Source organism: Halanaerobium sp. MA284_MarDTE_T2 (assembly GCF_003337245.1).
Classification (GTDB): domain Bacteria; phylum Bacillota; class Halanaerobiia; order Halanaerobiales; family Halanaerobiaceae; genus QPJE01.
Genome location: NZ_QPJE01000007.1, coordinates 32253 through 58419, shown reverse-complemented (window position 1 = coordinate 58419; position 26167 = coordinate 32253). Strand labels below are relative to the sequence as shown.

Annotated in this window: 26 protein-coding genes; 19 read left to right on the top strand and 7 right to left on the bottom strand. The window is 35.3% G+C overall.

The genetic code is table 11. From position 1 onward, the window contains the following. The first annotated feature begins 4 nt into the window (after positions 1-4). The 3 genes from DFR78_RS05040 to DFR78_RS05030 are packed head-to-tail and all read left to right on the top strand — an operon-like array spanning position 5 to position 2967. A complete protein-coding gene (locus DFR78_RS05040) occupies positions 5-922 on the top strand; it encodes an ABC transporter permease (RefSeq protein ID WP_199505553.1) in 918 nt (305 codons plus the stop codon). A 33-nt stretch (positions 923-955) separates the two neighbouring features. After that, positions 956-1987, top strand: a complete 1032-nt coding sequence (locus DFR78_RS05035) for an ABC transporter ATP-binding protein (protein ID WP_114457745.1) — start codon at positions 956-958, stop codon at positions 1985-1987. Between the two features lie 5 nt (positions 1988-1992). Then, positions 1993-2967 carry an ABC transporter ATP-binding protein gene (locus DFR78_RS05030; protein WP_114457788.1) on the top strand — a complete coding sequence of 325 codons (975 nt, stop codon included), beginning with the start codon at positions 1993-1995 and terminating at the stop codon, positions 2965-2967. A 52-nt stretch (positions 2968-3019) separates the two neighbouring features. On the opposite strand, the gene DFR78_RS05025 is transcribed toward DFR78_RS05030, so the two are convergent. The 4 genes from DFR78_RS05025 to DFR78_RS05010 form a co-directional block, all read right to left on the bottom strand. Beyond that, positions 3020-3817, bottom strand: coding sequence for an ABC transporter ATP-binding protein (locus DFR78_RS05025; protein ID WP_114457744.1), 798 nt, complete (start codon positions 3815-3817; stop codon positions 3020-3022). 4 nt (positions 3818-3821) lie between these two features. Beyond that, on the bottom strand, positions 3822-4688 hold the full coding sequence (locus DFR78_RS05020) for an ABC transporter permease (RefSeq protein WP_114457743.1): 867 nt from the start codon (positions 4686-4688) through the stop codon (positions 3822-3824). 98 nt (positions 4689-4786) lie between these two features. Continuing rightward, positions 4787-5770 (bottom strand): ABC transporter substrate-binding protein, encoded by a 984-nt coding sequence (locus tag DFR78_RS05015; RefSeq protein ID WP_114457742.1) that lies wholly within the window; start codon positions 5768-5770, stop codon positions 4787-4789. Positions 5771-5968: 198 nt separating this feature from the next. Next, complete coding sequence (locus DFR78_RS05010; protein WP_199505552.1) at positions 5969-6385, bottom strand: HutP family protein; 417 nt, start codon at positions 6383-6385, stop codon at positions 5969-5971. A 144-nt stretch (positions 6386-6529) separates the two neighbouring features. On the opposite strand from DFR78_RS05010, the gene DFR78_RS05005 reads away from it, so the two are divergent. The 3 genes from DFR78_RS05005 to DFR78_RS04995 are packed head-to-tail and all read left to right on the top strand — an operon-like array spanning position 6530 to position 9141. Beyond that, positions 6530-7087 carry a manganese efflux pump gene (locus DFR78_RS05005; RefSeq protein WP_233486987.1) on the top strand — a complete coding sequence of 186 codons (558 nt, stop codon included), beginning with the start codon at positions 6530-6532 and terminating at the stop codon, positions 7085-7087. A 41-nt stretch (positions 7088-7128) separates the two neighbouring features. Then, positions 7129-8478 carry a magnesium transporter gene (mgtE, locus tag DFR78_RS05000; RefSeq protein WP_114457739.1) on the top strand — a complete coding sequence of 450 codons (1350 nt, stop codon included), beginning with the start codon at positions 7129-7131 and terminating at the stop codon, positions 8476-8478. A gap of 27 nt (positions 8479-8505) precedes the next feature. Further along, positions 8506-9141, top strand: a complete 636-nt coding sequence (locus DFR78_RS04995; RefSeq protein ID WP_114457738.1) for a nitroreductase family protein — start codon at positions 8506-8508, stop codon at positions 9139-9141. A 357-nt stretch (positions 9142-9498) separates the two neighbouring features. Here the strand turns inward: DFR78_RS04995 and rlmD are convergent, their stop codons facing one another. After that, on the bottom strand, positions 9499-10665 hold the full coding sequence (gene rlmD / locus DFR78_RS04990) for a 23S rRNA (uracil(1939)-C(5))-methyltransferase RlmD (protein WP_114457737.1): 1167 nt from the start codon (positions 10663-10665) through the stop codon (positions 9499-9501). A gap of 80 nt (positions 10666-10745) precedes the next feature. Further along, positions 10746-12074 carry a sodium-dependent transporter gene (locus DFR78_RS04985; protein ID WP_114457736.1) on the bottom strand — a complete coding sequence of 443 codons (1329 nt, stop codon included), beginning with the start codon at positions 12072-12074 and terminating at the stop codon, positions 10746-10748. Positions 12075-12445: 371 nt separating this feature from the next. Between DFR78_RS04985 and DFR78_RS04980 the strand changes: the two genes are divergently transcribed. The 3 genes from DFR78_RS04980 (at position 12446) to DFR78_RS04970 (ending at position 15660) form a co-directional block, all read left to right on the top strand. Further along, positions 12446-13342: an MBL fold metallo-hydrolase gene (locus tag DFR78_RS04980; RefSeq protein ID WP_158531713.1), complete on the top strand. Its 897-nt coding sequence runs from the start codon at positions 12446-12448 to the stop codon at positions 13340-13342. A 186-nt stretch (positions 13343-13528) separates the two neighbouring features. After that, on the top strand, positions 13529-15004 hold the full coding sequence (locus tag DFR78_RS04975; protein ID WP_114457734.1) for a sodium-dependent transporter: 1476 nt from the start codon (positions 13529-13531) through the stop codon (positions 15002-15004). 155 nt (positions 15005-15159) lie between these two features. Next, positions 15160-15660: a nitroreductase family protein gene (locus tag DFR78_RS04970; RefSeq protein ID WP_114457733.1), complete on the top strand. Its 501-nt coding sequence runs from the start codon at positions 15160-15162 to the stop codon at positions 15658-15660. Here the strand turns inward: DFR78_RS04970 and mnmH are convergent. Further along, positions 15626-16714, bottom strand: coding sequence for a tRNA 2-selenouridine(34) synthase MnmH (gene mnmH / locus DFR78_RS04965; RefSeq protein ID WP_233486985.1), 1089 nt, complete (start codon positions 16712-16714; stop codon positions 15626-15628). The genes DFR78_RS04970 and mnmH overlap by 35 nt on opposite strands. Before the next feature lie 513 nt (positions 16715-17227). On the opposite strand from mnmH, the gene DFR78_RS04960 reads away from it, so the two are divergent. The 10 genes from DFR78_RS04960 to DFR78_RS04915 all read left to right on the top strand — a co-directional run bounded on the left by DFR78_RS04960 (position 17228) and on the right by DFR78_RS04915 (position 26087). After that, positions 17228-18070 carry an Mrp/NBP35 family ATP-binding protein gene (locus tag DFR78_RS04960; protein WP_114457731.1) on the top strand — a complete coding sequence of 281 codons (843 nt, stop codon included), beginning with the start codon at positions 17228-17230 and terminating at the stop codon, positions 18068-18070. Next, the gene (locus tag DFR78_RS04955) at positions 18071-18433 is read left to right on the top strand and encodes a NifB/NifX family molybdenum-iron cluster-binding protein (protein ID WP_114457730.1); all 363 of its coding nucleotides are present in this window, start codon (positions 18071-18073) and stop codon (positions 18431-18433) included. It abuts the gene before it with no gap. A gap of 10 nt (positions 18434-18443) precedes the next feature. Beyond that, a complete protein-coding gene (locus DFR78_RS04950; protein ID WP_114457729.1) occupies positions 18444-19310 on the top strand; it encodes an ATP-binding protein in 867 nt (288 codons plus the stop codon). Continuing rightward, on the top strand, positions 19288-20160 hold the full coding sequence (locus DFR78_RS04945; protein WP_114457728.1) for an ATP-binding protein: 873 nt from the start codon (positions 19288-19290) through the stop codon (positions 20158-20160). The genes DFR78_RS04950 and DFR78_RS04945 overlap by 23 nt, the downstream gene beginning before the upstream one ends. Before the next feature lie 2 nt (positions 20161-20162). After that, on the top strand, positions 20163-20495 hold the full coding sequence (locus DFR78_RS04940) for a NifB/NifX family molybdenum-iron cluster-binding protein (RefSeq protein ID WP_114457727.1): 333 nt from the start codon (positions 20163-20165) through the stop codon (positions 20493-20495). A gap of 127 nt (positions 20496-20622) precedes the next feature. After that, on the top strand, positions 20623-20955 hold the full coding sequence (locus tag DFR78_RS04935) for a DUF5320 domain-containing protein (protein ID WP_114457726.1): 333 nt from the start codon (positions 20623-20625) through the stop codon (positions 20953-20955). 173 nt (positions 20956-21128) lie between these two features. Further along, positions 21129-22727, top strand: coding sequence for a sigma-54-dependent Fis family transcriptional regulator (locus DFR78_RS04930; protein WP_114457725.1), 1599 nt, complete (start codon positions 21129-21131; stop codon positions 22725-22727). A gap of 4 nt (positions 22728-22731) precedes the next feature. Further along, entirely contained in the window at positions 22732-24009 is a 1278-nt protein-coding gene (locus DFR78_RS04925) for a HisA/HisF-related TIM barrel protein (protein ID WP_114457724.1), read from the top strand. Then, positions 23988-25373, top strand: coding sequence for a DUF6513 domain-containing protein (locus tag DFR78_RS04920; protein WP_114457723.1), 1386 nt, complete (start codon positions 23988-23990; stop codon positions 25371-25373). Before DFR78_RS04925 ends, DFR78_RS04920 begins: the two co-directional genes overlap by 22 nt. A gap of 162 nt (positions 25374-25535) precedes the next feature. Then, positions 25536-26087, top strand: coding sequence for a DUF447 domain-containing protein (locus DFR78_RS04915; RefSeq protein ID WP_114457722.1), 552 nt, complete (start codon positions 25536-25538; stop codon positions 26085-26087). Positions 26088-26167: the final 80 nt, after the last annotated feature.

The window sequence follows — 26167 nt, the reverse complement described above, 5'->3', positions numbered from 1 at the left end:
TATTTTGAGTGATAAAAATTTAAATAAAAAAAGCAATTTAAAAAGTGAAGGATTAAAAGAAACTTCTGATACATTATTAAAGGATTCATGGAGAAAATTAAAGCGAAATAAACTTGCATTAGTGGGTATGAGTATAGTAATATTATTTATAATAGTTGCTATTTTAGCTCCATATTTAACTCCATATGATCCAGTGGAACAGCTGATATGGACAGAAGGGGCAGCTGTAAAGCTAGCTCCACCGTCTGCTGACCACCTATTTGGAACAGATTTATATGGAAGAGATATTTTAACACGGGTTATTTATGGTGCTCGTATCTCACTGCAGATATCTATTGCTGCCATGTCAATTTCTGTTTTAATCGGTATTATTTTGGGTACACTTGCCGGTTATTATGGTGGGATAATAGATGATATAATAAGCTGGATTATCAATGTTTTATATGCATTTCCATTTCTGCTGTTTGTTATTGCAATTGTGGCTTTTTTCCCACCCAGCTTAATTTTAACTTTTTCCGCTATTAGTCTTGTTTACTGGATGTCTATTGCTAGAGTTGTAAGAGGGCAGGTTCTCTCAATTAAAGAAAAGGAATTTGTTGAAGCTGCTCGTGCACTTGGTGTTAAAGATTGGAAGATAATGTTCAAACATATTTTGCCTAATATTATTGCTCCTGTAATTGTCCAGGCAACACTTGGTATGGGAAGTATTATTATGATTGAGGCATCATTAACATATCTTGGATTTGGAACACAGCCTCCTACTCCCAGCTGGGGATATATGATTTCTGCGGGCCAGGGATATCTGGCACAGGGGCAGTGGTGGTGGGGAGTATTTCCGGCCATTGCTATTATTTTAACAGTGCTTGGATTCAATCTTTTCGGTGATGGACTCCGAGATGCTCTTGATCCAAAAAGTAGGTAGAAGTTTAGAATACAAAAGGGTAGGTGAAAAATTTTGGCAAATAAAAATAAGGAAAAACTTGTAGATGTTAAAAACTTAAAAACATACTTCTATACAGAAGAAGGAGTAGTTAAAGCCGTTGATGGGATAGATTTCGAAATTTATCCTGGAGAAACTCTTGGTATAGTTGGAGAATCAGGCTGTGGTAAGAGTGTAACATCACTTTCAATAATGGGACTGGTTGAATCTCCCCCAGGAAAAATTGCTGAGGGGGAAATTTTGTTTGAAGGAATAGATCTTACAAAACTGAGCCAGGCCGAAATGAGGAAAATAAGGGGTAATGAGATATCCATGATTTTCCAGGAGCCGATGACTTCTCTAAATCCGGTCTATACAATTGGTGATCAGATTTCTGAAGCTATAATTATTCATAAAGGCCTCAGTAAAAAAGAGGCAATGAAAGAGTCTGTTGAAATGCTTAAAAAAGTTGGAATTCCCCTTCCAGAACAAAGGATTAATGAATATCCACACCAGTTATCTGGTGGCATGAGGCAGAGAGTTATGATCGCCATGGCTTTATCCTGTGATCCAAAACTGTTAATTGCAGATGAGCCAACAACAGCTCTCGATGTTACAATTCAGGCTCAGATACTGGAACTTATGAACAGTCTTAAGGCTAGTTATGGGATGTCTATTATGATGATAACACACGACCTCGGTGTAATTGCAGAGATTTCTGATAGAGTAGCGGTTATGTATGCGGGTAAAATTGTTGAATATACAGATGTAAACACACTTTTTGCTGATCCAAAACATCCATATACCTGGGGATTGATGAATTCAATACCAAAACTGGACAGAGATGTAAACAGGCTTCAGGCAATCCCAGGTATTGTACCAAATCCACTTAATTTTCCAGATGGATGTAAGTTCAACACCCGCTGTCCTCTTGCTGAAGGAAAATGTTTTACAGATGAGCCGAAAATTGTAGATGCAGCTGAAGGACATAAAGTCCGCTGCTGGAGATACAAAGATCTTGAAGAGATGAAAAAGCAAAATGTGAAAATATATGAGGAGCAGAGGTGATCGGCATGGCAGAAAAATTACTTGAAGTAAACAATCTTAAAAAATATTTTCCTGTAAAAGCTGGAATTTTTAAAAAGACAGTTGCTTATGTTAAGGCGGTAGATGATGTTAGTTTTTTTGTTAATAAGGGAGAAACACTGGGTCTTGTAGGAGAGTCTGGCTGTGGTAAATCAACTACAGGTAGAACAATTCTCCGTCTGCTGGAAGCAACAGCAGGTGAAGTCATTTTTGAAGGAAAAGATGTGCTTTCACTTAATAAAGAAGATTTAAGAAATATCAGAAGAGATATGCAGATTATTTTTCAGGATCCATATGCTTCACTAAATCCGAGAATGACTGTTGCAGATATAGTTGGTGAGCCGATTGACATACACAATTTGGCCAAAAACAAAAAAGAACGCAACGAAAAAGTTAAAGATATACTGGAAAGAGTTGGACTTGGTTCTGAATATATGCGCCGCTATCCACACGAATTCAGCGGTGGGCAGCGCCAGAGAATAGGTGTTGCAAGAGCACTTGCAGTTGATCCAAAACTTATTATTGCAGATGAACCTGTTTCTGCTTTAGATGTTTCTATACAGGCACAGGTAATAAATCTTCTGCAGGATCTGCAGAAAGACTTTGGATTGACCTATCTCTTTATTGCTCATGACTTAAGTGTTGTAAAGCATATTAGTGATAGAATAGCAGTTATGTATCTGGGTAAGATAGTAGAAATGGCTGATAAAACTGAGCTGTTTGATGATCCGATGCATCCATATACACAGTCTCTATTATCTGCTATTCCAGAAGCAGACCCAACCAAAAAGAAGGAGCGTATAATTTTGGAAGGTGATGTGCCCAGTCCGGTAGATCCACCATCCGGCTGCAGGTTTCACCCCAGATGTCCTAAGGCATTTGACAAATGTTCTGTTGAAGAACCTGTTTTTAAAGATTATGGAGATAATCATTTTGCTGCATGTCACCTGCTGGAAGAATAAGTTTAATTAAATATCATAATCAAAAGCCCTGAGCTTTTTTCAGCCAGGGCTTTTAAACAGAAAGCAGAATTCTGTCATTATTAAACTTACTTCCATGTTTATTTTCAAACATTTTGAGCAGCTTTTCTATGGTGAGATTATCTTTATTTTTACCTGTGATATCATAAATTATCTGACCATCATCCATCATAATCAGTCGGTTGCCCATTTTTATAGCATCTTCCATATTATGTGTTACCATAAGTGTGGTAATATTATTTTCATTTATCAGTTCGGCAGTTAATTTTTTTATTTTAATTGCTGTAGCGGGATCTAAAGCTGCAGTATGTTCATCAAGCAGCAGCAGGCCCGGATCAGCAACTGTGGCCATCAGAAGAGTTAGTGCCTGTCTCTGTCCACCAGAAAGCAGTTTAACTTTTGTGGTCAATCTATCCTCAAGGCCTAAATCAATTTTTTTAAGGTGTTTTTTTATTATTTTTCTTTTATATGATGTCAATCCCCACTTCAGAGAAAGATTATTTGATTTAGAGATTGCAAGGGATAAATTCTGTTCTATTGTCATTTCCGGTGAAGTACCGGAAAGAGGGTCCTGAAATACGCGCCCTATATTTTTAGCACATTTATACTCAGTCTGACAGGTAATATCTTTTCCGTTTAAAAGTATTTTTCCCTTTTCTACAGGAAAAACTCCGGCAATGGAATTGAGAAGAGTAGATTTCCCGGCTCCATTACTTCCTACAATTGTAATAAAGTCCCCTTCATTTACAGTAAGATTTATATTATTTAAAGCTGTATTTTCATTTGAAGTACCTCTGTAAAAAATTTTTGTGAGATCTTTAATAACAAGCATTTTTTCACCTCAATATTTTTTTAAGTCTGGGTGTCGATAAGAATATAACAACAATAATAGCAGTTAATAGCTTAAGGTCTGAAGCAGCAAGACCTAAATTTAAAGCAATAGAAATACTAAAACGATAGAGTATAGAACCAACAATTACACCAAGTGTTGTTACAACAATAGAGTGTTCGCCAATTAAAACTTCTCCAATAATTACAGAAGCAAGTCCTGCTACAATTGTACCTATACCCATATTTACATCAGCAAAGCCCTGATACTGTCCCACCAGTGCTCCAGAAAGTGCTACAAAAGAATTGGAAATAATGAGTCCCAGCATTTTCATTGAGTTTGTGCTGATACCCATACTTCTTATCATTTGTGGATTGTCTCCGGTGGCTCGTAGTGCAAAACCAAGCTGTGTGTTCAAAAAAGCATCTAAAATTAGTTTAGCAGCAATAATTAGTGCGGCAAGTAGAATGATATTGTTCCATGGGTATGCCAATCCCCAATCTTCTGTAATAGAAAAAATGGTTTCTCGGCTGATTAGTGGAATATTTGGCCTTCCCATAACCCTCAAATTAATAGAATAAAGAGAAGTCATTGTTAAAATTCCTGAGAGAAGAGGAGCAATTTTTAATTTTGTGTTCAAAAAGCCGGTAATAGTTCCAGCCAATCCACCGGCAAATAAAGCTGCAGCAAGTGAAAAAAATGGGTTTACACCTGCTGTTATTAATCTGGCCGATACGGCAGCTCCTAGAGGGAGGCTGCCGTCTACTGTTAAGTCTGCAAAATCAAGTATTCTAAAAGTAATAAAAACTCCCAGAGCCATTAAAGCAAATGCCAGTCCCTGTTCAAGGGATGTCAGAGCAAAACTTAGATTCATAGTACACCTCTTTACAATATTATCAAGTTTTTAACCATAAATAAATAATATTTAATGTTTTTATAGTTGTATGTTGCTGTATATTTTATTATACATTTTTATTCGTAAATTACATCAGCTTTTTCTAGTATTTCTTCCGGTATTTCCAGTCCCAGATTACTGCAGGCAGTTTTATTTAAATAAAGTTTGGGATTTTCTGCCCCTTCAATCGACATATCTGCTGGTTTTTCGCCATTTAACACTCTGGCTGCCATTTTACCGGTCTGTCTACCCAGCATATAATAATCGATTCCCAGTGTTGCCACAGCACCCTGTTTAACCTGACCATTTTCGGAAGCAAAAACAGGTATTTTTTTAGGGTTTGTTATGTTTAATACAGCCGGAAGTGCAGACACAATAATATTATCTGTAGGTACATAAATTGCGTCTACTTTGTCCACCAGTGCAGATGCAGCAAGACTTACTTCACTGCTGTTGGTTACAGTACCTTCATGTAATTTAACACCCATTTCTTCTGCCTTTTCTTTTGCGATTTCTACCTGAACAACAGAGTTAACCTCTCCAGGATTATAGAGAATACCTATATCCTTTACATTAGGAATAAACTGTTTTACCAGATCAAGCTGTTTTGCAACAGGATTCATATCGGTTGTGCCTGTTACATTGCCGCCCGGTTTTTCCATCGAATCAACAAGTCCTGCCACAACAGGATCTGTTACTGCTGTTATGAGAATTGGAATATCTTTAATAACATTAACAGCTGTTTGGGCAGATTGTGTTGTAATAGCCAGAACCAAATCCGGCCGCTGCTGTTTAAATCTCTGAGCTATACTCTGGGCTGTAGCCATATCTGCTTGAGCATTTTGAAGGGTAATTTCAATATTTTTACCTTCTACAAAATCTTCCTCAGCAAGAGCATCGATAAATCCTTCTCGAGCAGAGTCCAGAGCTGGATGTTCAACAAATTGAGATATTCCAATTTCATATTCTGCAGCACCTGTAGAAATAGTGAAGATCAAAACAGTCATAATCATGAGAGAGATAATTTTAAAATTAAAATCTGTAAAAAAATTTTTTTTCATCGAACCTTCTCCTTTCTAACTGGTAGAAGGGATAAAAACAAAAACACCCCGTCAGGAGTGCTGTGAATACCAAAAATAACCATCCCAAAAAGGATACAGTTATCTCTATAACTCTCCTACCATATTACCATACTACCAGTTATTTTATTTTCTTTATTATATAATTCTTTGGGTGACCTTGTCAACAGATATATTTTATTATTTATGCACCAGTGATCTGTGGCTTAAGCCAACTGTTACTTCATTAAGGTTGAACATGCCTACACCAAAAAATACAGATACTACTAAATGCTCACCACTGCGCGCAATACCAACTTTACCTCCAACATTTAGGCCCATAGTTCTGTGCATAATTTGTGATAGGGCATCATGTGCAGCACCGGCCACTGTTCCCTGATCAACATGAGAAGCTGTAATGATTTTTTCCCTTTTTGCTGCGATTACAGCTCTTTCTATAATTTCTGGAACAGATTTATTAAATTCTCCACCAAAATCTACGGCGGCTGTCTCTATATTATCTTCAGCAAATAATTTTTTCAATTCTTTTTCTTCACTTCTGGTAGATATGGCCATTTTTATTGCTGCTTTAGCGGTTTCTAAACTGTTGTGTTCCACAATTTACCCTCCTGTTAATTTAATTTATATATTTATTATAACATAATTTAAAAAATAGGAAAAATCCTTCTTCCAATTAAATTATAAATTTGAGTATTTTTATGATAAAATAATAAATAACACACTTTAAACTACTGTACTGAGGTGATCACAATAAATATTTATTTAATTGCACTAGCGCTTGCTTTAGATGCATTTGGTGTTTCAATGGGAATTGGCTGTGGTTCAAATCCTTCTAAAGAAGATAGAATTAAAATAATTTTTTCTTTTGGATTTTTCCAATTTTTATTTGCATTTTCCGGTGCACTGCTTGGTCATTATATAAATCAAAATTTTTTTAGAATATCTGATTTTTTAAGCGGTAGTGTTATTTTAATTCTAGGAATTTTATTTTTTTATGAAGGTTTTAAAGATGATGAACAGTGCATATATAAAAATTTAACACTGATAACTATTGCTGTTTTAGGGATAAGTGTCAGTATTGATGCACTGGGAGCAGGATTTTCGCTTTTTTATGATTTAAGTTCAGCAGTTATGATTCATAAAACATTAATTATTGGAATAGTTGCTTCTACAATGACTGCGGCAGCTTTCAAATTAATAGAATATGTTAGGCATATTAAACTGGTGGAAAAATATGCTGATTTTATTGGAGGTACTATTTTAATCATAATGGGGCTGAATAGTATGATTATGAGATGAGTATAAATCAGTTTTAGATAAATAAAAATTGAGGTGATTTTATGGCAGAAAAACTTGATAATATTAAACATGATATATTTGAATATTTGGATAAAAACAAAAATGTTTCTAAAGAATGGGTGGAAAAAAACTATCCAATTGATATTGCTGAAGCCTTATCAGAACTCGACAGAGAAAAAATAGAAAACTTCACTTCACTTTTGAACACAGAAGATCTGGCAGATATTTTTGAAGAATCGGAAAAAGAACTGCAGATCGATATATTAAAAAATAAAAGTTATGAAGAAATAATAGAAATTTTTTCTTATATGGCAGCAGATGATATTACAGATATACTGGGACTTCTCCCCATTCAGAGAAGGAAAGAGCTCCTCCGACATATGAAGCAGGAAGAGGCAGAAGTAGTAAAAAAACTGCTGGGTTATGATAAAGAGTCAGCCGGCGGAATAATGACAACAGAATATATTTTGCTGAACAAGAACCTCACCACTACTGAAGCTTTGAAGAAAATTAAAGGTATTGGACCTGATACAGAAATAATTGATACCATTTTTATATCTGATGACCAGAAAAAACTGGTAGGTGTTGTTGATCTGCGCGAAATTTTAAGTTCATCAGATGAAACAAAGCTATCTGAAATAATGGAAGACAATATTATTAAAGTAACTCCAGATGTTGATCAGGAGGTTGTTGCACGTCAGGTTTCTAAATATGATCTGACTGTTATGCCGGTTGTCAACAAAAGAGGTATTTTGATAGGTATTATTACTATAGATGATATTATTGATGTCATAAAAGCTGAAAACACAGAAGATATGTACAAAATGGTTGGTGTACATGAAGAGGAAAGTGTTGATTCACCGCTTTTTAAATCAGTACAGAGGAGGCTTCCCTGGCTGTTTATCAATCTGGGTACAGCTTTTCTGGCTGCATTTACAGTTGGAATATTTGAAGATGTAATTGCACAGGTTGTAGCTTTAGCAGTAGCGATGCCGATAGTAGCCGGTATGGGAGGTAATGCAGGCAGTCAGACACTGTCGGTTGTTATCAGGAGCATAGCTTTAGGAGATGTTGATTTTAAAGAAAGCTGGAAATTAATTTTTAAAGAAGGTATGCTGGGAACTATTAATGGTGCTGCAACAGGTATTTTGACAGGGGTCATATTATACTATATGTATGGAAATTATTATCTGGCAATAATTATATTTCTGGCAATGGTATTTAACCTCTTATTAGCCGGATTATTTGGATTCCTGATACCACTTGGTTTAAAATCGGCTGGAATTGATCCTGCTTTAGCTTCTGCAATATTTTTAACAACTGTTACTGATGTTTTTGGGTTCTTTATTTTCCTGGGACTAGCAAAAATGTTTTTGGTATATTTAATTTAAACTATTATAATGGAGGTTGATTTAATTATGGAAAAAAAAGATATTTTCGACAAACGCTGTAGTGTGAGAAAATTTACAGATGATGATGTCCCGGATAAGGATATCGAAGAAATGCTGAAGGCAGCAGTAAAAGCACCTTCCGGCAAAAATATTCAGAACTGGCATTTTGTAATTGTTAAAAATAGTGAAAAGATAAATGATATAGCTGAAATTATTTCAGTTAAAAATAATAAGTTAAGAGCTGCTATAAAAGATGAGGATTTAAAAAATAATTTTAAAAAATATTTAAAATTCAGTACTCATTTTAAAGAGGCACCGGTGCTTGTATTAATTTTTGCTTCAGATTATCCGGTGACAGGACTGGATATTATGGAAAAAGCAGGTTCATCTGAATCTGAAATAAAAGCTTTGTTTAAAGCAGATCCAGGGATTCAGAATATAGGGGCTGCTGCAGAAAATTTTATGTTAAAAGCAGCAGATATGGGTTATGGAACCTGCTGGATGACAAGTCAGAATTATGCAGCTTTGGAGATTCAATCATATCTGGGTATAGATAAAGATAAATATTATCTGGCCTTAATTACACCTCTTGGTGTTCCGGCTGAAGAAGTGAGTTCTCCCAAAAGAAAGAATCTATCTGAAGTTGTAACCTGGATTAAGTAAAATTATCAACTAATCTATATAATTTTTTACAACAAAAAAGTATTTGTGAGCATATCATATAATAATATTCAAGGAGTTTCCCTGCAGATATTCTGCCTTTAATGCGGCAGAGGGAAACTCCTTTATTATTTTTAATATACTTCAGCCTGTACTGAAGTATATTTAGATTATGCGAATACAGATTATCTTGTAAACCATATTATTTTAGATTATAGTTAAACAGGTTTTAGGTTATAGAGAATCATAATGTAAGATCCACTCAAATCAACTGCAGATTAAATGAAAACAAATTGCTGTTTTCTATTGAACAGTAATACAAAAATTGAAGGTGTATTGAAAGTATTTATTAAATCAATTTTATTTTTTGAGATAAACTATTGTTTCAAGATGTTTTGTATGTGGAAACATATCAACTGCTTTGAAAGATTTTATTTTATAGCCAGCAAAAATAAGTTCTGTTAAATCTCTGGCCAGACTTTTTGGATTACAGGATATATATAAAATTTCTGGAGTATTAAGAGATATGATCTTTCCCAGAGCTTTTGGGTTTATACCCGGTCTGGGAGGGTCAATAATAATCAGATCTCCTTTGATATTTATCTCTTCAACTTTTTCTAAAACATCTCCAGCAATATAGCGGCAGTTTTCTATATTATTTAGAGCTGCATTTTCTTCTGCCATTTTGACAGCCTCTTTATCAATTTCAATACCAAAGATATTGTCTGCTTCTGAAGCAATTACCTGTGAAATAGTTCCGGTTCCACAGTAAAGGTCAAAAACATTTTTCCCTTTTGAACTGCCCACATATTTTTGTGCTTCAGAATAGAGCTTTTCGGCACCAAGTGTGTTTGTCTGAAAAAAGGAAAGGGAGTTTATTTTAAACTTCAGTCCTAAAAGTTTGTCGTAAAAATAATTTTTTCCCCTGTACACTGTTTCTTTTTCTGAAACAACAGTGTCAGAAAAATTGTCATTAATTGTCTGAATAAATCCAACTATCTTTCCCTTATATTCTAAATTATAAAGCTCATCTGACAGTTCAGTAAAATAATGAGAGTTTTGTGAAGTGGTAATTAAATTAACAATTACTTCCCCGGTATTTATTCCTTTGCGGATAACTAAATTTCTCAAAAAACCTTTTCTGGTTTTAATATGATATTTTTTAAAATCATGCTCTCTGCAGTAATCCAATATAGTTTTTAGTATAATTCTAAAATCATTATCAACCAGAAGGCAGTTATCAACTGTTATGACATCAAAGCGTTTTCCTTTTGGATGCATTCCCAGCTGCAGAATTCCACCTTTTTTCAAATCTCCAAAGCTGAATTCCATGTTATTTCTATATTCAAATATCTCCGGACTTGGAATAATTTCTTCATAGTTTTCAGTGCCCAGATGATTGTCTTCAAATATTTCTAAAAGCATTTCTTCTTTCTGTTCAAGTTGAGTTTTATAATCAATATGCTGAATAGAGCATCCACCACATTTATCATAGTGAATGCATAAATTGTTTTTGTCTGTCTGCAATTTAATTCCTCCTGAAAAGTAAGTAAACTAAATTAGTGTTAGAATTACATCTGAAAAATAATATGGGTAATATAATTAATTTAAATACTGTTTATCAAACTGAGAGTAATTATGATAATTATAGCAGCAGGTACAATATATTTGATTAAAAATCTGTAGCTTTTTCCAATTTTAAAACTGCTATTTTTGTTCGCTTCTTCAACTGCATTTGTACTTCCCCAGTAGTAACCCACAAATATGGCAGTTAAGAGACCACCTGTAGGTAGAAAAATAACATTTGAAAACCAGTCATAAGTATCAAGTACATCCATACCCAAAAATCTAAAATTAGAAAAAGAACTGTAGCCGAGCAGTGGAGGTAATCCAACAAAGAAGATTAAAAAACCCATAAAATAGGAGGCTTTTTTTCTGTTCCAGCCGTATTCATCTACCAGAAATGCAACAACCACTTCCAGCATAGAAATAGAAGATGTAAGGGCAGCTATTGTCAGCAGTATAAAAAAGAGAAAAGAAAAAAGTGCCCCCAACGGCATTTTTGCAAAAACAGCCGGGAGAGTAATAAATGTAAGTCCCGGGCCAGCGGCAGGATCAAAGCCAAGTGCAAAAACAGCCGGGAAGATAGCAAAACCGGCTAAAAAAGCCACAGCTGTATCGAAAAACATAACATAGCCAGCACTTTCATTTATGTTGTCATTTTCACTCAAATAACTTCCATAAGTAATAATGGCTCCCATACCTAGGCTCAGTGTAAAGAAAGCCTGAGAAATCGCATCAACAAATGTCTGCAGATTAACAGCACTCAGATCAGGTTTAAGATAAAAAATCAGTCCTTTTAATGCTCCTTCTAAAGTAAGAGAGCGGAAAATAAGTAAAAATGTAATTAAAAACAGCATAGGCATCAGTACTTTTACTACTTTCTGAATCCCGTTAACAATACCAGCACCAATAACAGCAACTGTCAGAAACATAAATGCAGCATGCCAGAAAATAGGGGAAAATGTACTGGAAATATGGCTGCCAAAAAGTGCTGCAAAATCAGTTCCATCTGCAAAACCACCAATAGATTTAACAGCATATGACATACCCCAGCCGGCAACAACAGAATAATAACTTAAAATAACAAAACCAGAAAGAACACCTAAAGCTCCTACAAGCCACCATGGTGTATCAGGGGCAAGTTTTTTAAAAGCACCAATAGGATTTCTGGCAGTTTTTCTGCCTATTGCCATTTCAGAGATTAGAACTGGATAACCGATTAATATTATTGCTGTAATATAAATTAATAAAAAAGCTGCTCCTCCATTTGTACCGGTAATATATGGGAACCGCCAGATATTCCCCAGACCGATAGCAGATCCAGAAGCTGCCAGTATAAATCCAAACTTTGACGTCCAATTTTCTCTCTCCACCATTATACCTCCCTTTAACTTTTTAATCTTTATTAAATTGTTATTATTTTACCATATTATTGTTAAATCATCAATTTCCTTTTATTAAATGGAGTTTCCCCAAAATTCTTCCTATTTTTATTCTACAATAATTTTTCTGAAAATTATTTTGATTTAAGATATGGTTCTCCCACAAAAAGGGTATTTGCGTCTCTAATTCATTTTTCGCAAATATCTTTTTTGTGGACATATCAAATATAATTTAAAAATATTTTTGAAGAATAATTATTATATATTTTTGCTAAGCCTGCAGAATATCTGTTATAATATTAAAAAGATTATTGAATAATAAAAAATTAAAAACAATTACTATAATAATGGAGGTAATAGCTGTGAAATACTGTGAAATAACAGAAAATGTTTCATTTTTATCTGATCGAGTTAATATTGGACTTATTAAAACTAAAAACCATACAATTTTAATTGACAGTGGCCTGGATAAATCTACTGCTAATAAGATTTTAAGAGTTTTAAGCAAAAACAATTTAACAGCAGATATTATAATAAATACACACGGACATGCAGATCACTATGGAGGTAATGCCCACCTGATAGAAAAAACAGATCTTCAGGTATGGGCTCCTCGTGGAGAGGCACATCTGCTTGAATTCCCTGAATATGAACCTGCATATTTTTTTGGGGGAGCATACCCACCACCAGAACTGTGCAGCAAATTTCTAAAAGCAGAACCATCCAGAGTTGACCGCAGAATTTCAGCAGGAGAAAGGATAAATATTGATGGCATAGAAATAGAATTTGTTTCACTGGCAGGACACAGTTTACATCAGATAGGTGTAGTCTGTCAAAATGTAATTTTTACAGCTGATTCCTATGTAGAAGAGGATATTATAAAAAAACACGGCATACCTTATTATGCAGATATAGCTTCAGCAGTAAAAACTTTAAATTATTTAGTTGAAAGTGATTTTGATTACTATCTGCCAGGTCATGGAGAACTGCTAAAGAATCCAGCTGAGGTATGCCGCTTAAACTTAGATTTTTTTAAAAAGATGGAAGATTTGATCTGCAATATTCTTAAAACAAAAAAAGAAGAGGCAGAACTTTTTGCAGCTGTTGTTGAAGATCGGAAGATAAAAATAAATTCAATGCAGAAATACTTTCTTTTAAAAACGACTGTAAATGCTTTTGTTTCTAAATTGGCCGGTGAGGGGGAACTAGAATCAATTATAAAAGACAATAAACTTTATTGGATTAAATCATCAGTGTAATAAAAATTACTTTGCGAAAATATGCAGTTATCAGAATTTTAACAAAAGAAAGAAATTATTTTGTGGTTTTTCTGGAAATTATTTACCTTATTTGGTATAATACTTACAACCTGAATTTTTTTAGCAGGAAGAAGAGAGCATAAATTCGGGTAATTTTTAGAAAAGATGTTAAGGAGGAGAGAGAAAATGGAAAAACAGAGAGATGAATGGGGTAGTAGGCTTGGTTTTATTTTAGCAACAATAGGTTCAGCTGTTGGTTTGGGTAATATCTGGCGTTTTTCTTATCAGGCTTACGAAAATGGTGGTGGAGCATTTTTATTTCCTTATATTTTTGCTCTTTTAACTGCCGGAATACCGCTTTTATTACTTGAAATGGGATTTGGATTTTTTACCAGAAATTCGGCACCAAGTTCTTTTCGCAAAGTAGGTGAGAAATTTGAATGGGTCGGCTGGTGGTCAGTACTGGTAGCATTTACCGTAGTAGTATATTATATTGTTATTATAGCATGGAGTTTATTATTTGTTTTAGAATCTTTTTCTTTAGGCTGGACTGCTGATCCAGAAGCATTTTTCTTTGGTGATTTTTTAGGTTTTTCAGGAAGTGCATTTACTTTTGGTGGTATGCAGTGGCATATTTTCTTTGCACTGCTTATAGTATGGTTGGTCAATTATTTAATCATTGCTGGTGGAATAGAAAAAGGTATAGAGAAGGCCAGCAAAATTTTTATGCCCTTATTAGCATTAATGATACTTATAATTGTTGCCAGAGGTGTTACATTACCTGGAGCGATGGAAGGAATTAAAGCTTTTATCACACCTGATTTTTCCAAAATAACGGATTTTAATATCTGGGTTGGTGCCTATGGTCAGATCTTCTTTACTTTAAGTTTAGGTTTTGGGATTATGATAGCTTATTCCAGTTATCTTCCCAAAAAATCAGATGTAGTTAAAAATGGTATTATTGCCGGTGTAGCAAACAGTATATTCAGTATTGTAGTAGGGTTTGGTGTTTTCGGTATTTTAGGATATATGGCCTATCAGCAGGGAGTTGCAATACAGGATGTTGCAACATCTGGAATAGGACTGGCATTTATAGCATTTCCAAAAGCGATTAATCTTTTACCAGGACTGCCGCAGCTGTTTGGATTTGCATTTTTCCTGTCACTGACAATTGCCGGACTTTCATCAAGTATTTCGCTTATTGAGTCTGTTGTGTCTTCTTTAATTGACAACTTCAGCCTCAGCCGCAAAAAAGCCATTACAATTGTTGCTATTATTGGATTTATCTTAGGAGTGCCGATGACTACACAGGGTGGACTGGCTATTTTAGATATAGTTGACCATTTTGTCAATATCTTTGGTCTGCTTACAGTAGGTTTTGTTGAAATGCTCGTATTAAGTTATGCATTTGATCTTAATGTAATTAAAGATAATATGAATGAAAGCACTGATATGCATGTCGGTAGGAGCTGGACAGCTATGATAAAGATTGTAGCACCACTATTTATCGGTTATGGTCTGATTCAGAATACTATTTCAGAATTCAGCAATGCTTATGGCGGCTACCCAACAAGTGAACTTGTTGTTTTTGGATGGGGAGTTGCAGCATTACTTGTTGTTGTTGCAGTATTTATTTCCGGTAAAAGTCAGAACGAAATTTAATTTTAAATAAGATTAGAACATTAAATTATTAAAAATTAATCAGTAGTTAAAGAGAAATTATAATAATAAATATATCAGGTCCTCGGTTTTTTTGGCCGGGGGCTTTTTTTAAAGTTAAAAATATATTATAATTATTTTTGAAGGAGGAATTAATTATGGATGAAATTTTTAAAAGGAGAAGTATAAGACAATATCTTGATAAAGAAGTAGAAGATGAGAAGGTCGAAAAACTTTTAAAGGCAGGAATGGCTGCACCATCAGCAGGTAATGAACAGCCCTGGCATTTTATAGTGATAAAAGATAGGAAACATTTGGACAGGCTGTCAGAGATTCATCCATATGCATCTATGCTGAAAGAAGCTCCACTGGCAGTTGCAGTTTGTGCAGATCTAAATGAACAGAAATACGAAGGCTTCTGGGTACAGGACTGTTCTGCAGCAGCAGAAAATATTCTGCTGGAAGCAGTTAATCTTGATCTTGGTGCTGTATGGCTGGGAGTATATCCTGCCGAAAAAAGAGTTAAGGATATTAAAGAATTTTTGGAACTTCCAGAAAATGTAGTGCCTTTATCAATAATATCAGTAGGGTATCCAGCTGGAGATAAACCTGAGTCAGATCGATTTAAGCCTGAGCGTGTTCATTACGAAAACTGGTAGAATTCACTAGCTGCAGAATTTTTTCTGCGGCTTTTCTGATATTGTCAGACTCAACTTCTGCAGCAAATTGATCTATTTTATTCTGCGAGTGTGCATAAAGAGGGTCATAATATTTCTGCAGCAGTTTTTTAATCAGCGGTTTAAAATCTCCACGTCTGAGATCTTCAAGCATGGAAGAATATACATTTTTTCCTGCTTTTTGTACTACATATTTTTCTATTGCTTTAAGAGATTCCTCAGCTCGGTGGATAAATTTATCTTTATTTTCTATAATATCATTTACATATTCTTCATAAATTATCTCTACTCTTTTTTCTATCGGTGCTTTAATGAGGATTTTAGGGCCAGCCTGCATTGCCTGCAGTACAATATCAGGTATTATAGAATAACCGATCCTTTTACTTTCTGCTTCAAGGAAAATATATCCTCCCTTTTTATCTTTCTTTTTGAGGTCTTCATATAATAAGGAATCGAACATTTTTTGATTATAGGGGCTGCCGAGACCGATGCTGCCGAACGCAGATCCCCGGTGATTGGCCAGAGCCTCCAGATCCAGTATACTTTCCCCCATTTTTTCGAGTTCCAGCAGAATTTTAGTTTTACCCACACCTGTATTGCCGTGCAGTGTAACAAACGTGTTTTTTATATCAAAAGAATCAAGTCTATCAAGTATATAGTTTCTGTAAGCTTTATAGCCTCCTTTTAACTTAAATACTTCTATACCGGCAAGTTCTGCAAATCTGGCCGGACTTTCACTTCTCAGACCACCGCGGGAACAGAATAGAATTAAGTTATCGTACTTTTCATTTAAATTATTTATTTTTTTAATCAGAGTCGGAATCTTAGGGGCAACTATCTCCACTCCCTTTAGTTTTGCTTTTTTGGGGCTCTCCTGTTTATACATGGTACCGATCAATTTACGTTCTTCAAAATTGAGCAGCGGAATATTGACAGCTGAAGGAATTGTTGCTTCTGTAAATTCTTCTTCTGTCCTGACATCTATATAAATTTTATTTTTTAAGTCAAGAGTATCTTCATATTTAATTACTTTCATAATAAACAGACCACTTTGTGATCATTCATCTCCTTTCATTGTTGAAATTATCATTTCTCTCTGTTAATTATAAAGGAGAGAGGATTTAATATCAAATAATAATACTGACTGGACTTTCCCCATTTTTTATATACTGCTGCAAAAAGGGGAGATGCAGGAATATTGAAATTTTTAGTCAATGAATCTTAACGAAATGAAGGAAGAAATAGGGTTGAACTGCAGGATGGAGTGAGCTAATCATGAGTCAGGAGGACTCATTGATTAGTGTGCCCTATTTCACACCCGAATTGAGTTTTAGATAAATCTAAAAATTTCGTTGATGACTAAAGCCCCCTTTTTGCAGCTTGAAAATAAATTTTGGGGAAACTTTTTTAAATAAAAAAAATTAGAACTTAAATTGCATAATTAAATGTACGATTTGAATTAGAAATGATATTTTCTTGCACCAGAAGGTTAAAAGTGATATAGTAAATATGAACAAATGACCATAATATATTATAGAGGTGATATATAGTGTATAAAGTAGAAAATAAAGAGATTAAGCTGGAACATGGTTCGATCAAAAAAGGAATTATAGCAGTAGCAAGTGGTAAAGGCGGAGTAGGGAAATCCACTGTAACAGTCAATCTTGCAACAGCACTTGCAGAACTGGGATATAATGTTGGAATTCTTGATGCCGATGTAAGGGGATTTAGTGTTCCCAGAATCCTGGGTGTTGAAAAAAAGCCAAAGGCTGTGGATGAAAAAGAAATTATTCCACCTGAAGCACATGGGATAAAAGTTATCTCCATGGGTTCTTTTGTTGATGAAAACAGTCCTGTAATCTGGAGAGCACCACTTTTAGGAGGAGCATTGGAACAGTTCTTTAAAGATGTTCGCTGGGGAGAACTGGATTATCTGCTGATGGATCTTCCTCCAGGAACAGGTGACATGTCTTTAAACATAATGCAGAAAGTTCCTCATTCTGATATAGCTGTTGTCACAACTCCACAGGTTACTGCAACAAAAGTGGCTGGAAGAATCGGAAAGATGGCTGAAAAGATGGACAGAAAAGTCCTCGGAGTAATAGAAAATATGTCCTATTATCAGTGTTCAGAATGCGGCCATAAAGAGTATATATTTGGAGAAAATGGTGGGAAAAATCTGGCTGATTATATGGAAACAGAACTGTTAGGTCAGCTGCCGCTGGTCTCAGATATAAGGAAAAGAAGTGATTCCGGTAATCCTATTATGTATGAAGAACCGGATTCAGAAATAAGCAGAGAATTTATTTCTATTGCTGAAAAAATAGACAAAATGGAAAATGGTTTTGACGAAGAACTGGAACCAGTCAAATTAAAAATGGAGGTTGATTAAATGAAAATTATTATTCCATCTTCATCAGATAAAGGCCTTGAAGCTGAAATAGACAGCAAATTTGGCAGAGCTTCATATTTTGCTGTTATAGATTCGGAAAATATGTCGATTGAATTTGTTAAAAATGATTCTGCCAGTCAGGCCAGTGGTGCTGGTGTTGGGGCAGCCCAGCTCTGTGCTGATAAAGGTGCTGATGTAATAATAGCCAATGATTTTGGTCCTAAAGCATTTTATGCACTGGATTCAGCAGGAATAGAAATGTATTCGATTTCGGCTGAAGATAGTTTAAATTCTGCCATCAAATCTCTGCAGAGTGGAAGTCTGACCAGAGTTACAGTTCCAACATCCAGAGGAAAGAGATAGGGGTGTAGAGATGAAAATTTCTATATTGAGTGGAAAGGGTGGTACAGGCAAAACTACTCTGGCAGTAAATATGGCCCTCTCACTAAAAAATGTGCAGCTTCTTGATGCAGATGTTGAGGAGCCTGATGATTACATTTTTATAAGTCCAGATATTTTTGACACAGAAGCTGAATCAGTACTGAGATTAATTCCAGAAGTAGATGATGACCTCTGTACTGCCTGCAAAAAATGTGTTGATTTCTGTGAATATAATACACTTGCCATGATGCTGGATCAGGTGCTGGTTTTTCCGGAAATCTGCCACAGCTGTGGTGGCTGCAAAATTGTCTGTCCGGAAAACGCAATTACAGAAATAGAAAGAGAACTCGGCAAAATTTACCATGCCGTCAGTGGAGAAATAGATTTCTGGCAGGGTGAATTAAACACCGGAGAAGAAAAATCAGTACCTGTAATAGAAAAACTAAAAACAAAAATAGACACAGACAAAAAGGTTATAATAGATTCTCCACCAGGAACAACATGTCCATCTGTTGAGGCTGTGGCTGATACAGATTATTCAATTGTTGTCACAGAACCGACTCCTTTTGGCCTGCATGATATGGATATGGTAATAGAAATGCTGCAGGAGATTCAGCAGCCATTTGGAGTAGTTATTAATCGTTCAGATGAAAATTCGGATCATTTGATAGAAAACTACTGCAGTGAAAATGATATAAATATTCTGCTGAAAATTCCTTTTTCCCGCGAAATTGCAGAACTCTACTCTGATGGAACTGCTTTTGTGAAAAAAATGGGAAGCTGGAAATCAAAATTTCAATTATTATATTACGATATAGTCAGGGAGGTAAATAATAATGAAAAAAATAACAGTAATTAGTGGTAAAGGAGGGACAGGAAAGACGACCTTTACTGCTAATCTGGTATCCCTGATGGATAAAGTAGTAATAGCTGACTGTGATGTAGATGCTCCCAATCTGCACCTGCTGCTTAAACCTGAAAACAGGAATGATGAAATATATAGAGGAGCAAAGCTGGCAGTTAAAGATGAGGAAAAGTGTATAGACTGCGGCATCTGCTATGATAACTGCCGCTTTAATGCGATCAGGAAAAGCGATTTTTCTGTAATTGATTTAAAATGTGAAGGCTGTGGAGTCTGTGCTGAAGTATGTCCAACAGATGCACTAAAAATGGAAGAGATTGTGACAGGTAATATTTACAGAGCTGAAAGCAAATATGGTCCTATGATACATGCCCGCCTTATTCCAGGAGCAGATACATCCGGTAAACTGGTATCTGAGGTCAAAAAAATTGCCGATGAAAAAGCAAAAGAAATTAATGCAGACTGGATTATAGTTGACGGCTCACCTGGTATAGGCTGTCCTGTTATTGCATCACTTAATGATGCAGATATGGCTCTTCTTGTTACAGAACCTACACTTACCGGTTTTTCCGATTTGAGAAGAGTTATAGAAGTTATAGATCATTTTAATATCGAGGCAGGACTTATTATCAATAAATTTGATATAAATGAAGCTATATCTGATAGGATAGAAGAATACTGCAGAAATGAAAATATTGAACTTTTTGCCAGAATTCCTTACAGCAAAAAAATAGTTGACTCTCTGCAGAAGGGAGAACTGTTTGCCGCTAATCCAGGAAATGAAGATTTAAAAGAGATGATGCTGCAGGTGGTATCAAAAATAAAGAATAATTTTAAGGGGGAATGATTGTGAGAAAAATAGCACTACCAAGCAGTGGAGAGACAGTTTCACAGCATTTTGGTCATGCACCACAGTTTGTAGTCTTTTCAGTAGAAAATAATCATATCAAGGATAAGAACATATTAAAAAATCCCGGACACAGACCCGGTTTTTTACCCAAATTTTTAAATGAACACGGAATAGATACAGTAATCTCTGGAGGTATGGGCCAGAAAGCTGTTGATATTTTTGAAGCAAATGGAATAAACGTAATATGTGGTGCTTTAGGGGATGTAGAAAAAATAGTTGTGGATTACCTTGCCGATAATCTGACGACAGACCAGAATGCATGTGATCACTAAGAATATGATCCCCCCAGAAAGAAAGGGGGGATTTTTTTAAAATAATTGTTGACATATGCCCAAAATAGAGTTATAATAATAAATATAAAGAGCATATGTTCAAAAATATTTAAAAGAGGTGATATTTATGCCAAGAGGAGATAGAACCGGTCCAGAAGGAATGGGACCAATGACAGGTAGAGCAATGGGTTATTGTGCAGGAGCAGACAGTCCAGGTTTTGTATCTGGAACACCGGCATATGTCGGAAGAGGTTATGGAAGAGGATTCGGCAGAGGCGGCGGTTATGGTCGTGGACGCGGAGCCCGCTTTTATGGTACCGCACCAGCAGCTCCTGTAAGTCCTGTAAGTAAAGAAGAAATACAGAAAACTCAGCTTACAGAACTTAAGAATCTTGCCAATTCTCTGGAAAACGACCTGGAGATAGTTAAGAAAAAGATAGAAGATTTATCAGCTGAATAGTAAAATAAGATTTAAAGACCGCAATCTGATTTAAATATCAGGCTGTGGTCTTTTTTTATCTTTTTTAATTACAGCAAAAACTATTTTTGTACAGCAGGATTAAACGAATATTTAGAGAAATCATTAGTAAGAAGAATATGAAAGTTAAGTTTATAAGGAGGTGTACCTAAACTTTGCAAAGAGATAATTTTGATTTTGACGGCCTATTAACTCAAATAAAAAGAAGTTATACACCTTTTAGAAAAGTTATACAAAATTCATGGAAGAGGAGTTCTGATTATGGTATAAAAACAGACGAATTTTCGGCCAGCCAGCTGCTGGATCAAAATAGAGCAGCAGAAAAAATAGCAAAATATAGAGATGAGCTGGACAAATTTGATTTTATATTTGATGAATTAAATCAGATAATGGAAAATATCGCGGCAGCCTTTCTGATTACAGATGAGGAAGGTTATATTTTATCTGTTAAAAATCATCTTGAAGATTTTTTAGATATTAGGACCGGAGATAACTGGAGTGAATTTCATAAAGGAACCTCAGCAGTTGGACTGACACTTTTTACTAAAAATCCTTCTCATGTTATTGGTAACGAACATTTCAAAAACAATCTGACAGAACTTAATTCTGCTGCCTATCCAATACTTAATAAAGACAGTGAACTGCTTGGAGTAGTAGGGGCATTTTCTCCTGCAGAAATAAATATTGATCTACTTAAACTTATCATTCATATTATCGGTCTGACTCTGACCGAAAAAACACCTATTGATACATTAATTTCAAAACAAAAAATAAAATCAAGTCCAAAAATCGGTTCCAGAGTGCGCTACGATTTTTCCAGTATAGTTACAGAATCCGAAAAAATGTATAAAGCAATAGAAGTGGCAAAAATAGCAGCAAGAAATGATTCTACAGTAATGCTTGTCGGCAGCAGTGGTACAGGTAAGGAAATGTTTGCCCAGGCAATACACAATTATAATTATCGGCGCAATAGACCTTTTGTAGCCATAAATGTTGGTGCAGTTCCTAAAGATCTTGTGGAAAGCGAATTTTTTGGTTATGAAGATGGGGCATTTACAGGTGCCATAAAAGGTGGAAAACCTGGCAAATTTGAGCTGGCCAATGGGGGCACGATTTTTCTGGATGAAATAGGAGAGATGTCTCTTTCAGCACAGCAGAACTTGCTGAGGGTGATACAGGAAAAAGAAGTAACACGTATTGGTGGAACAAGAGCTCTGCCGATAGATGTAAGAATAATAACAGCAACCAAAAAAAATCTCCTCAAAGAAGTGGAAAAGGGAAATTTTCGTGAAGACCTTTATTACCGCCTAAATGTAATTACAATACCACTACCAGAGCTGAAGGAGAGAAAAGAAGATATAAAATTATTAACGGAAAATTTTATTAAAAAACACTGCCACAAATTTGGGATTCCCAGCAAAAAGCTTCACAGTAATACATTAGAATATTTAATCAATTATGACTGGCCGGGAAATGTAAGAGAATTGGAAAATATGCTGGAAGGTGTAATTACATTTGCCATGGATGAAGAAATTATAAAACCAAAACATCTGCCAAAAGAAATTCGCAAAAAATCGACAAAAAAAACAGATGAAGCTGGACCTATGTCTCTGGAAGAAATGGAAAAAAAGGCGGTAATAAATGCACTAAAAAAATCAGGACAAAACTTAACAAAGGCAGCAGAAATTCTCGGTATAACAAGGGCTACCCTTTACAATAAAATAGACAAATATCAGATAAAAATAGGAGAGTGATTATGTGGAAGCTATCGGTGTTATAGATATTAAAGATGGTTTAGCAGTACAGGGTAAAGCAGGTGAAAGGCAAAAATATCAGCCGGTAAAAAGCCGGCTTACTGATGAATTTACAGCTTCTCCAGAAAAAATTGCAGAAGCTTTTCGGAAAAAGCTGGGTCTAAAAAAACTCTATATTGCCGACTTAGATGCAATAACAGGAAACGACAGAAACTTAAAATCAGCTTTGAAAATAAAAAAAGAATTTCCGGATTACAATATATTGTTGGACGGTGGTTTTAAAAACAGTAAAGATGTGATAGAAATTTTAAAAAAAGGTATAGATTATGCCATAATAGCGACAGAATCCCTCAGCGATCTGAGCATGTTAGAAGAATTAAAAGAATACAGAGAAAGAATATATATCAGCATAGATCTCAAAAATAGCAGATTGATCCACAAAATTAAAAAATGGGAGCAGATGGAGGCACAGCAGATAGTAAAAGAAATAAAATTATACGGCTATCAAAAGTTTATTATGCTGGATCTTGCTCATGTGGGAACCGGGATGGGACTGGCCGAATATCTGCTGGATATAAAAGCGTCATTTCCCGATCTGGAGTTTATCACAGGGGGAGGAATTAAGGATTACAGAGATGTAAAAATAGTGAAAAAAGCCGGGTTTTCTGGGCTCCTCATAGCTTCAGCCTTCCACAGTGGATCACTGGGTAGAGCAGAAATAAAGCTGATAGAAGATGACAGTTTGAAAGGGAAAATAGCCTGGTGTATAACCGGAGCCGGCCATCTATTGGAGGAAACTCTGGCAGAAATAAAATATTTAAAAACAAAATATCCTGGGTGGAAGATCGATATATATTTAAGTGATGCCGGATCTGAAGTGCTGAGAATATACAGCCTTTACGAAAAATTGAAACAGCTAAACTGTGAGATTCATAAAGACACCAGTCCCAGTGCGGCTGTAATAGGAAGATTATATAAGGGCCATTACGATTTTGTTGTATCTTCACCGACAACATCAAATACAGCTGCAAAATATTTATATGGGATTTCGGATACACTGGTTACAAATATGATGGCACATGCCGGTAAAGCAAAGGTTCCGGTTCTGGTTTTGCCGACAGACATAGAGGAAAATTTAGTATCTCCGGCACCAGACAAAATGGTAGATGTTTTTCCCCGCAAAATTGATCTTGATAATGCAGAAAAGTTAAAATCAGTAGAAAGAGTAAAGGTAATTACACATCCTAATGAGGTGGAGTTATGGCTGAAAAACTATTTATAACTGGGAAACTTGCTTTTTCTTCTCTGCAGAAAAAACTGAGACAGATAAATTTTGAAGAAAAATACAGCATACTAAAAATACCGATTACAGTTGCTGCGCTTTTAGACAGCAGTTTTATTATCAGACAGCTCAAAGAAAGTCATCTGCTGAAAAACTATACTGAAGATAAACTAATAGTATATCTGCCCGGACGCTCCAGAGCAGAAGAAGATAAAATTGAAACAGAAATTAACAAAATATTTGACTATCAGGTTGAGGTAGTACGGGGACCTGATGAAATAATTGATCTGCCGGAATTTTTTGGAGAAAAACCTGCCGCAGTTGATTTCGAAAAAAAAGAACGTAAGATAAAAATTATTGCCGAAATTAACGAAGCAGCCCTTACTTCACTTCCAGAAATTATCACTAAAGCTGAGTATTATCACCGGAGTGGGGCTGATATAGTGGATCTAGGTTGTGTCAATGGGAGAGAATTTCCCCATCTGGAAAAAACAATATATGAGCTAAAAAAGCGGGGTTTCAAGCTGAGTCTGGACAGTTTAAATGCAGAAGAAATAAAAAGAGCTGACCGAGAAAATATAGACTATGTTCTAAGTATTAACAGCAGCAACTATAGTGCTGTTGAAGGAGCAGGCTTTATTCCTGTTATAATTCCCGATCCAGAGGTTGGATTAAATTCACTTTACAAAAATATTGAGGAAGTTAAAAAAAGAGGCTGCAGAAATTATATTGCCGATCCCATACTGGATCCTATTAACTTTGGCTTTAAAAAATCACTTTCCAGATATATAGAATACTGCACAGACAGCAGCAGAAATAGTGCAGTTATGATGGGGGTTGGAAATCTGATAGAACTTACAGATGCCGACAGTACGGGGCTCAATTTTATTTCGGCCGGACTAGCAGCAGAGCTGGGAATAGACTATGTTCTGACAACAGAAGCATCTGCTAAAACCTCAGGTTCTGTAAAAGAGCTGGATCTGGCACTGAAGATCAATGAATATGCTAAAGAAGAAAATATGCTGCCCAATAAACTGTCTGAACTTCTGATAACTTTAAAAGACAGAAAAAACAAGAATTACAGCAGTAAAGAAATAGAGGAGATTAGGGCCTCTGTCAGAGATACAAATTACAGAATCCTCAGTGATGGAAAGGAAATTCATATTTTTAATGGAAAAGAATACTACCATGGACAGGATATAAAAGAGCTGTTTGACAGGTTGAATTATGTGGGCAGTTTATCTCATGCATTTTACCTGGGTAAAGAACTAAAAAAAGCAGAGACAGCACTAAAATTGAAGAAAAATTATCGACAGGAAGATGAACTCAGCTGGGGTTATTTAGATCATTTTGATTTAGAGTAATCTTTTGATATTGTCGCTAAAAGAGTATTAAATATCTAAACGAAATTTAAAGTGTTGAATACTATATAACGAGGTAAAAAATATATAACGGGGTAAACGCTATTTAACGAGATGAAAATTATTTAAAGATGTAAATGCTATTTAACGAGGAAGGAGAAGGCAGTGATTATAGAAACTGTAATGACAACTATAAATAAAAATAAAACTCCTCATTTTGCAGCTGCAGGTGTAGAACTTTTTTCAGATAAATCAGATAGAGTGGAATTTTACTTTTATAAAGATTCAATTACAGCAGAAAATTTACTCAAGACAAAAAAGGGAGTAATAAATATAACTGATAGTGCACTGCATCTTGTTAAATCTGCCCTTATAGAACCTGATTTTCAAGTAAAAAAAACCCCTGATAAAGATGGATTTTATCTAAGCCGAGCCTGCAGTTATCTGCAATTTAACGTAAACAGCACCGCAGAAAAAAAAGAGAAATACAGTATTGAAGCAGAAATAGTTTCCAGAGTCATACTCAGAGAATACAGAGGGTTCAATCGGGCCAGTAATCTGCTTGTAGAGGCAGCAGTGAGAGCATCACGGATCGGCATCAGCACCAGCCGAAAAGAAGTTAAGGAGTTTCTGCAGAAAAACAAAAGAATTATAATAAAAACTGCAGGCAGCAGAGAAATCGAATGCTATCATTTTCTGAAAGATTATTTAAATTAATCTTCCACTGTGCTTTAGAACTTTTAACCTGTTAACTGAGCATTAAAAAATATATTTTCCAATGAGGCTGCTTAAAAAGC